The organism is Corallococcus sp. CA041A (assembly GCF_003612075.1).
Lineage (GTDB): Bacteria > Myxococcota > Myxococcia > Myxococcales > Myxococcaceae > Corallococcus > Corallococcus exiguus.
Genome location: NZ_RAWF01000018.1, coordinates 47,721 through 56,736, shown reverse-complemented (window position 1 = coordinate 56,736; position 9,016 = coordinate 47,721). Strand labels below are relative to the sequence as shown.

Here is a 9,016-nt window from a genome sequence, read left to right as displayed (position 1 = left end):
GCCCACCACCGCGTGCACGTCCTGGACGACCTCGTGCGAGCCCACCAGGGGCCGGCCCTTCGCGGGCGTGCTCATGGCCAGGGGCCGCGTGGAGCCGCCATAGCCGCGCGCATCCATGAGGTACACCGCGTGCCCCGCGCGGGCGAGCTCCGCCGCGATGGAGCCGCCCTCGACGGGCAGGTCGAACGAGGCCCGCCCCGGCACCCGCGCGCCGTGCAGGAGGATGAGCGGCGGCAGGTTGGCCACCTGCATGCCCGTGTCCTTCACCTCGCGCACGGACACCTCGATGCCCTCCTCCGACGGCACCAGGAACTCCGCGCGCGTCACCTCCGCCCGCGCGCCGGCCCCGAACAGCGCGCCCAGCACCACCAGCGTCCGGACCACGGCCGCGCCTTCGCGATGCATGACCAACGTGCCCTCCCCGCTCCGTAGACTGATGGCGCGATCCTGCCAGGAGCCCCGCGCGGACACACCTCCCGGCCGCCCCGGTCGTGCAACTCTTGCCGTCCGTGCAAGCCTTGCCGGCCCGCACGCGTCGTGGACACGCAAGGATTGCCGTTCCCCACGCCCTCCCTCGACACGCTCCCCAGGGACGCGGCGCTGGCATCCCCGTTGCTCATGTCCCGCCACGTTCCCCGCTGGCGACCCGGCCGGGACGAACCCCGGCCAGCGGACGCATCGCTGGCATTTCCAAACGACGAACGGAGAAGCGACATGCACACGAATCACTTCGCGCGGAAGCTGTTCCTGGCGGCCCCCCTTTGCCTCTTCGCGGTGGGCTGTGGCGGCGACCCCATGATGGACGAGACCCTGGCGGGTGAGGCCCCCACGGGCGAGGCCGTCACCGAGACCGCCGCCCCGGCCGCGCCCGACGACGCGGCCCTCGCGACGGCCGAGCAGGGTGTCAACCTGGGCGGAACCTACTGGTGGGGCACCTCCAACAACGGCCTGACCTCCACCGCCATCGGAACCTCCACGGGCCGGACCTGCTTCCTGACCGGCGTCCAGGGCAACCTGAAGGGCACCAGCTGGGCCGGCGCGGGTGTGTTCCAGTACGCCGGCAACTGGCAGATCTTCGTCAACCACACCAACAGCAAGGCGCTGGGCACGGGCGTCCAGTGCCTCGACACCGCCACCAACCGCACCCCTGAGATGGCCTGGTACGACGGCCAGGCGGCGAAGCTCCTGGGCGCGGTCACCGCGTCGCGCCGCTGCTTCCTCACGCAGGTGGAGGCCGCGGGCGGCTTCACGGCCAACTCCGACTACGCCCGCGTCTGGAACGACGGCTACAACTGGTACCTGGGCGGCAGCCTGGGCGGCTCCGGCGGCGCCCGCGCCATCTGCGTGGACGTCCCCACGGCCCAGGGCGGCTGGCTGTGGATCGCGGGCAACCCGGGCACCTTCACGCACAACCTGGACTACAACCCGGGCGGCGTGGCCTGCCTGCTGTCCGGCATCGGCGGCAACTTCAACACCAGCGACTTCAACGACGGCGTCTCCATCGACTACAACAGCGGCACCCGCTACTGGGAGATGACGGTCAGCAACAGCAAGCGCGGCTGGAGCAACTGCGTCAAGTAGCGCAAGCAAGTGTCCGTTTCGCGCGGGGAGGAGGGGGCCCGTCGCGAAACGGATGGCGCATCGCTCGCGCGTGTGGTGTCACCCTCCTGCCGGGCGCATGCACCGCCCGCGCGGGAGGTCACCCACGCCATGCAGGACGTCGACATCAAGACCGCGGATGGAGTGATGGACGCGAAGCTGTTCCAGCCGGAGGGCTCGGGACCGTGGCCGGCGGTCATCATGATTCCGGATGCCTTTGGCATCCGGCCCGTCTTCGAGGACATGGCCCGGCGTCTGTCGAAGTCCGGCTACGTCGTGCTGATGCCCAACGTGTTCTACCGGGACGGACACACCTCGAAGCTGGACCTCCAGGGCTCCTTCGCGGACGAGGCGTTCCGCAAGCGCCTCTACGGCCTCATCGGCGCGCTGACGCCGGAGCGCCTGAAGCTGGACGCGGGTGCTGAGCTGGACTTCCTCTCCCGGCAGCCCTTCGTGAAGGGCCCGAAGGCGGGCGTGGCCGGCTACTGCTTCAGCGGCGGCATCGCCGTGCGCATGGGCGCGGACTTCCCGGACCGCATCGGCGCGGTGGCGTCCTCCCATGGCGGCCGCCTGGCCACGGACTCGCCCGACAGCCCCCACCGCCTGGTGAACCAGGTGAAGGGCGAGCTGTACTTCGGCCACGCGGACCAGGACAACTCCATGCCCGCGGACGCCATCCACACGCTGGAGGCGGCGCTGAAGGACGCGGGCGTGAAGTACCGCTCGGAGCTCTACCCTGGCGCGCAGCACGGCTATTCGGTTGCGGGCTCGGCCGCGTTCAACGCGGAGGTCGCGGAGACGCACTGGAAGAGGCTCGAGGACCTGTTCGGCCGCACGCTGAAGGCCTGAGCCCTGAGCCCGATGTCCCCTGTGCGGCAGCGGCTGCTCTCCATCTTCGGCGGCTCGGTGGGCAACCTCATCGAGTGGTACGACTTCTACGTCTACTCCGCGTTCTCGCTGTACTTCGCGCAGGCGTTCTTCCCGGACGCGGATCCACTGGTGCAGCAGCTCAACACCGCCGGGGTGTTCGCGCTGGGCTTCCTCATCCGGCCGGTGGGCGGCTGGTGGATGGGGCTCTACGCGGACCTCCGGGGCCGCAGGTCCGCGCTGACGTTGTCCGTCACGCTGATGTGCCTGGGCTCGCTGGTCATCGCCGTGTGTCCCACCTACGCGCGCATCGGCGTGGCGGCGCCCGTGGTGCTGATACTCGCGAGGCTGCTCCAGGGCCTCTCCCTGGGCGGCGAGTACGGCACCAGCGCCACCTACCTGAGCGAGGTGGCCACCTCCCGCCACCGCGGCTTCTACAGCTCCTTCCAGTACGTCACGCTCATCATGGGACAGCTCTTGGCCACGCTGACGCTGCTGGTGTTGCAGCGGTTGGTGTTGACGGGCCCGCAGCTGGAGGCGTGGGGCTGGCGCATCCCGTTTGGCATTGGCGCGGCGCTGGCCGTCTTCGGCTTCTACATGCGCCGCAACATGGTGGAGACGGAGGCCTTCACCCGAGAGGCCGCGAAGAAGTCCGAGCACCACCCCATGCGGGAGCTCTTGCGCCACCCGAAGGAGATCGCCGTCGTGGTGGGGCTCACCATGGGCGGGACGCTGGCCTTCTACACATACACCGTCTACATGCAGAAGTTCCTGGTGAACTCCGTGGGGCTGACCCGGGATGAGGCCACGCTCATCTCCGCGGGCTCGCTGTTCCTCTACATGTTCCTCCAGCCGGTGCTGGGGTTCGTCTCCGACCACGTGGGACGCAGGCCGGTGCTGATGGGGTTCGGAGTGCTGGGCACGCTGTGCACGGTGCCGCTGCTCACGGCGCTGACGCGGACGCGGGACGCCTTCACCGCGTTCCTGCTGGTGCTCGCCGCGCTGGTCATCCTCTCCGGCTACACGTCCATCAACGCCGTGGTGAAGGCAGAGTTGTTCCCCGCGCGCATCCGCGCCCTGGGCGTGGGGCTGCCCTACGCGCTGACGGTGTCCCTCTTCGGAGGCACCGCGGAGTACGTGGGCACGCGCCTGAAGCTGGCCGGGCGCGAGGAGTGGTTCTTCTGGTACGTCACGGCCTGCATCTTCTGCTCGCTGCTCGTCTACACGGTGATGCCGGACACGCGGCGCCACAGCCGCATCGACGCGTCGTCCTGAAGCGCTTGGTGGGAATGCCTGTCCCGGGCGGGACGTGCTAGACGCGCGCGCCCATGACGTCTCCACTCCTGACGCTTCCCCTGCTGCTCCTGCTGGGGCAGTCCTCCGCGCCCACGTCCACCGAGCCGTCCTTCCAGGCGCGGCTGTCCTTCTACGCCACCGACGAGGACATCGACACCCTGGGCGCCCCCACCGCCACCTCCTTCCACGCGGCGCTGGAAGGACATACACCGGAGCTCGCGTCGGGCCTGCGCGCGGAGGCCGCGCTGTCGTTCTTCCTCACCACGGGTGGCTCGCAGGGCATGGGCTTCGCGGACAACGGCAGCACCGTCCGGCTGCGCTACCGGCCCTCCGGATGGGAAGCCGGAGAGGGGCTCTCCGCCGTGGTCCACCCCATGTCCACGTCCCGGCTCTACATGGGCTTCGCCTACCCGGTGACGTGGGAGCGGCAGGCCTTCCCGCGCCGCTCGGCCGCCGAGTCCGCGCTGGAGCTGCGCCTGTCCCGGCAGCGGTGGGACGCCTTCGTGGCGCTCAAGTCCGCCCCCGTACTCGACGACCTGGAGCTGGAGTTCGGGCGCCGCTACGCCCTGCTGGCGGGCGGCTTCCTGGACGTCACGCCCGAAGTGCGGCTGGCCGTGAAGGGCACCGTGCTCGACCGGGGACAGATTCCCGGCGCCGCGATCCAGGGCATCGAGATGCACGTCCCCATGCGCGGCGCCTCGCTGGGCGCGGTCTGGCACCGGGGCGCCCCCATCGGGAACAACGTCGACCTGAAGCTCTACCAGGGCGACCCGACCTTCTTCGAGCGCTTCTTCCAGCCCGAGACCTACCCCGGAGGCTTCGCGGCGTCGGTGTCGCTGGAGGGCAGCATCGTGTCCCAGGGGCTGCTGGATCCGGACGCCTTCCTCCAACGGACCACGCAGACGGGAGGCGCGGGGGCCCTGGAGGCGCGGGTGAAACAGGGCTTCTGGCGCGCGCACGCGTTGGCCTACGTCCGCACGCTGTCCTTCATCCAGCTCGACGCGCCCGGGATCCCTCCGTACATCGCCTTCATGAACGACGCGGAGACCCGCGCGGAGGTCTCCGGGACGCTGAGCAGTGACTACCACCTCCAGGACTGGGGGCTGACGCCCGGGCTGCTCGTGCGCGTCACCCGCCCCGCCTCGCTCCGGAACGCGCCGGTGGGCATCCCGGGCCGCAACTACACCGCCGTGTTCCAGGGCCCCAACCTCCTCAGCCTGCTGCCCGAAGGCGAGGCCCCGGGGCTGGTGGTGACGGCGAAGGCCACGGTGCGCTGGGACCTGGGAAAGGTGGCTGGCGTACTGGCGGAGATCTCCTACACGCACGACCCGAACCGGACCCGCTTCGAGGATGACGTCACGGGCGTCGGAACGCCGGTCTTCCAACCCGCGAATGCCGTGGGCTTCAGCGTGCTGCTCCAGGCGCGCTTCTGACGCTGGGAGTCAGGAGGCGGTGATTGGCGTCCCTGCGCGGCCGGGTGCGAGGATGCCGTTCCGCCCACCATGCGCAACGCATCCGCCCGTCCCCTCTCCGAGGCCGCAGTCCCCGAGTCCCCCGTCGTCCCGCTCGTCCAGCCCGCGGCCCGGCTGATGGCCCACGCCGCGGCGTGGCTGATGCTGGTGGGCCTGCTCACCGGCGGCTACGTCTCCGCGGCGATGACGGGCAAGGTGCCAGCGGATCCGCAGATGGCGCTCGCCGCGCACCTGAACGCGCTGATGGGCACGTTCTTCCTCCTGGGCGTCGCGTGGACGCTGCCCATGCTGCGCTACGGCCCCGTGGGACAGCGGCGGCTGGCCTGGGCGGTCATCGTCGCCAACTGGGCCAACTGGGGCATCACCTGCGTGAAGGCGTGGCTGCGCGTATCCGGCGTGGACTTCATCGGGCAGCCCGCCAACGACGCCGTGTTCGGCGCGCTCACGGTGTCGGTGGTGCTGCCCGCGCTTATCGCCGCGGGCGCGTGGGTGTACGGCTTCCGGCGCTCAGAAGCCCGCTGACGTCAGAAGGCCGTGCGGGTGAGCGCGAAGTCGGAGCCCGCCCAGGCCGTCTTGAAGCGTTGATTCACGGCGTTGGCTTCCGCCGTGCGCCCCTGCCCCTTCAGCGACCAGGCGAGTCCGAAGAGGGCCCAGCCATTGCCGGGGTTGCGGCGCAGGTCCTCCCGGTAGACAGCCTCCGCGGCCTTGTATTGCTTCGCGTCCAGCAGCGCCGCGCCCTGGAAGTGACGCACGGGGTAATACCAGTCACTGGGCTCTGAATAGGCCAGCTGATCCGCGGCGCGCACCGCGTCCTCCCAGCGCGTCAGCGCGTCGGCGCAGCCCTGGCGCTCGGAGATGGATGCGTCGAGCACGCGGGCCGCCACGTCCAGCACGTCCTTCGCCGAATTGTTTCCAGCGGTCATCGTGTCGGGAACGTTCGCGGCCAGCTTCACCAGCTCCGCGTGCTCCGAGCGGGCCTCCTTGAACTCCCCATTCGCCGCGAGCGCCAGCCCGTGCGCGTGCAACCACAGCCCCGTCAGCACCGGGTACTTCGGGTCCGGCCGGGGCTCCGTGAGCAGCGCGTCGTAGCGCCCGAAGCGCACCATCGCGAGCAGGGGTTCCGAGGCGAAGAAGTCCATGCCCGGCATCTCCTTCAGCATCTCAGGCGGCAGGACATTCGCGGACTCGCGCGCGGCGCGGATGGACTCCCCCGCGCGTCCCTCCATGGAGGAGGAGAACGACAGGAAGCCCCAGTTGTGGGCCAGGTACATCGGGTAGTAGCCAATGGGCTCCACCTGGCGCAGATAGTCATTGTCCGCCTGGACAGCGCGGCGGTTGCTCTCCGAGGCATCCGCGTACCGGCCCACCCGCTGGTAGATGTGCGCCGGCATGTGCACCAGGTGGCCCGCGCCGGGCATCAGCCCTGGCAGCCGCTCCGCGGAGGGCAATGCGCGCTCGGGGTACTCCGAGGCCTCGATGGTGTGGATGTAATAGTGATTGGCGCCCGGGTGGTTCGGCGCGCGCGCGAGCACCGTCTCCAGCCGCGAGACAATCTCTCCGGTCCCCGGCTCCGGCTTGCCCTCCAGCGTCCACAGCTTCCACGGGTTGAGGTTCATCAGGGACTCGGCGAAGAGCACCTGCACGTCGTTGTCATCCGGGAAGCGCTTCGCCACGTCGCGCATGGCGTTGGCGTAGGACTGGGAGAAGGGCTTCATCTCTTCGGGCGTGCGGGGCTCCGGCCCGCCGTAGCGCCGGGACAGCGCGCCAATGAGCGCCTGCTCCGTGGGAGTCGCCGTGGGGGCGAGCGCCTGGGCCTTTTGCAGGGCCGTCCACGCGGTCGCTGCCCGGTCCGGCAGCATGGGCACGTTGTAGTTGGGACCGAGCACCAGGGCGACACCCCAGAAGCAGCTGGCGCAGGAGGGATCCAACTGCGCGGCGCGGGCGAACGAGCGCGCGGCCTCGTCGTGGTTGAAGGCATACGTGAGCCGCATGCCCTGGTCGAAGAAAGCCTGCGCCTCGGGCGACCGGGTCGTCACCTTCCGCTGGAAGGTCCCCAGGTCATCGAAGAGCACCGCGCCCTGGGCGAGCGAGGTCAGGCTCGACAGCGCGGAAGGCTTGCCATGCGCCCCGTGCGCGGCCGCGCCAGCATCCGGCGGGCTGGCGTCCTGCGCTCCGGCATACGTCCCCGGAACAATCAAAGACGGGACGAGGATGAACAGGAGTTGCGCGCGCATGAGGTCCCCCCGGGCCTGCGATCTCCCAGGAACGGTGGGGGGACCTGGCGCATGCGGCAATCGGCTCCAGGCGGGGTGTCAATCCAACCGATGAACCCCTTGCCCGGGATGCGTCCGGCGGCACCGGCGCCAGTCAGGACAGCCATGCTAATTTGGTGCTCCCAGGAATCCCCCATGCAGTGCCGCATGGCTTCCTTGGGAGGAAAGAGCCCGCCGCCATGTCGTCCCGTCGAAGCCTGTCCTGGAGCGTCGCCGTCCTGCTGTCCTTCGCGGCCACCGCGGCCTTCGCGGAGCCGTCCGCGCCGGCCCTGGAGATGGCCACGCAGGCGGTGTGCGCCGCCGCCGAGGTCATGTCATCCGAGCCCACGCCCGAGGAGGCCGCGAGCCTGGTCTGTGTCTCCGTCCGGTGCTCCTCCGAGGATGACTGCTGGAACGCGTGTCCCAACGCGCGGTCCGTGACGTGCGCGCGCAACGCCTGCTCCTACCAACTCCCCGGCGGTGGCGGCGGTGGCGGCCCGACGTGCCCGTCCAGCCGCTGCATCGACGACTCGGATTGCGTCTGCGGCACGCGTCAGGGGTATTGCAACAACCGCGCTTGCACCTACTGACCCGGTCAGAAGTTCACGGCGATGAGGGGGACGGAGGGGCGGGGCTGCCACTGCCGCGAGCGCAGGCCATCGCGGCGGGCCCGCAGGTCCCGCAACTCCGCCTCCACCTGGGTCTTCTCTTCGACGAGCGCTTCGCGGCGGGCCTTGTTCTCCCGCGCGATGCGCCCTCCCCGGCTGAAGCCTACGACGACCAGGACCACGCCCACGACGCCCACGGCCGTGATGGGCAGACCCACGAGCAGCTTCGTCGTCTGATCCAAGCCTGAGTCCATCAAGCCGTCGATCATCACCGGCACGCCAATGAGCAGCGCCGCCGCGAGGATGAAGCCGATAAGTCGTCATGACCTTCGAGCTGCGAGGGCGCCCCAGACGGATGCCCTCAATCCGGGGACGGATGGGCGCGCGACACCAGCACCGCCCCCCCAAGCGAGCCGTGGCACCCGGGCCACGCTCGCTATAGTCGGACGCCCGATGAAGAAAGCACGCACCGCGAGCCTCACCCTCGATGAGTTCCTCCCCTATCGCCTGTCGGTCGCGGACAACGTCGTGAGCCAGCGCATCGCCCGCGTGTACGCGGCCGAGGACGGCCTCTCCACGCAGGAGTGGCGGCTCATCGCCGTCCTGGGCGAGGACGGGGAGCGCTCACAGCTGGAGCTCGTCCGGCGCACGCGCATGGAGAAGGTCCCGGTGAGCCGCGCCGCGCGCTCGCTGGAGGAGCGCGGATTGGTGCGGCGCGCCACGAGCCAGAGCGACGCCCGCTCACGGCGCCTGACGCTGACCGCCTCGGGACGCAGGCTCTACCAGCGGGTGGCCCCCGCCGCGCTCGAAGCGGAGGCGGAGGTGCTCGCGGAGCTGTCGCCCTCTGAACGCGAGGTGCTTCGCTCCCTGCTGGAGCGCGTGGAGCGCGCCGCCATCCGCGCCCTCAAGCCCGGCCCCTGAG

10 protein-coding genes are annotated in these 9,016 nt (G+C 70.3%); 7 read left to right on the top strand and 3 right to left on the bottom strand.

Annotated elements, in window-relative coordinates:
• Positions 1-405: alpha/beta hydrolase (locus tag D7V77_RS05855; RefSeq protein WP_147451994.1), on the bottom strand; the 405-nt coding region annotated here is incomplete at its 3' end.
• A 309-nt stretch (positions 406-714) separates the two neighbouring features.
• Here D7V77_RS05855 and D7V77_RS43610 point away from each other — a divergent pair.
• The 5 genes from D7V77_RS43610 to D7V77_RS05830 all read left to right on the top strand — a co-directional run bounded on the left by D7V77_RS43610 (position 715) and on the right by D7V77_RS05830 (position 5,756).
• Positions 715-1,581, top strand: coding sequence for a hypothetical protein (locus D7V77_RS43610; RefSeq protein ID WP_158624341.1), 867 nt, complete (start codon positions 715-717; stop codon positions 1,579-1,581).
• Positions 1,582-1,710: 129 nt separating this feature from the next.
• Positions 1,711-2,448 (top strand): dienelactone hydrolase family protein, encoded by a 738-nt coding sequence (locus D7V77_RS05845; RefSeq protein ID WP_120575277.1) that lies wholly within the window; start codon positions 1,711-1,713, stop codon positions 2,446-2,448.
• A gap of 12 nt (positions 2,449-2,460) precedes the next feature.
• Positions 2,461-3,741, top strand: a complete 1,281-nt coding sequence (locus D7V77_RS05840; protein ID WP_120575276.1) for an MFS transporter — start codon at positions 2,461-2,463, stop codon at positions 3,739-3,741.
• A gap of 53 nt (positions 3,742-3,794) precedes the next feature.
• Positions 3,795-5,195 carry a hypothetical protein gene (locus D7V77_RS05835; protein WP_120575275.1) on the top strand — a complete coding sequence of 467 codons (1,401 nt, stop codon included), beginning with the start codon at positions 3,795-3,797 and terminating at the stop codon, positions 5,193-5,195.
• Positions 5,196-5,264: 69 nt separating this feature from the next.
• Positions 5,265-5,756 (top strand): hypothetical protein, encoded by a 492-nt coding sequence (locus D7V77_RS05830; protein ID WP_120575274.1) that lies wholly within the window; start codon positions 5,265-5,267, stop codon positions 5,754-5,756.
• Positions 5,757-5,758: 2 nt separating this feature from the next.
• Here the strand turns inward: D7V77_RS05830 and D7V77_RS05825 are convergent, their stop codons facing one another.
• Positions 5,759-7,468, bottom strand: coding sequence for a hypothetical protein (locus tag D7V77_RS05825; RefSeq protein ID WP_120575273.1), 1,710 nt, complete (start codon positions 7,466-7,468; stop codon positions 5,759-5,761).
• Between the two features lie 218 nt (positions 7,469-7,686).
• Between D7V77_RS05825 and D7V77_RS05820 the strand changes: the two genes are divergently transcribed.
• Entirely contained in the window at positions 7,687-8,076 is a 390-nt protein-coding gene (locus D7V77_RS05820; RefSeq protein ID WP_120575272.1) for a hypothetical protein, read from the top strand.
• Between the two features lie 5 nt (positions 8,077-8,081).
• Here D7V77_RS05820 and D7V77_RS05815 read toward each other — a convergent pair whose 3' ends face one another.
• A complete protein-coding gene (locus D7V77_RS05815; protein WP_120575271.1) occupies positions 8,082-8,363 on the bottom strand; it encodes a hypothetical protein in 282 nt (93 codons plus the stop codon).
• A 184-nt stretch (positions 8,364-8,547) separates the two neighbouring features.
• Between D7V77_RS05815 and D7V77_RS05810 the strand changes: the two genes are divergently transcribed.
• Entirely contained in the window at positions 8,548-9,015 is a 468-nt protein-coding gene (locus tag D7V77_RS05810; RefSeq protein WP_120575270.1) for a MarR family winged helix-turn-helix transcriptional regulator, read from the top strand.
• The last annotated feature ends 1 nt before the right edge of the window (position 9,016 follow it).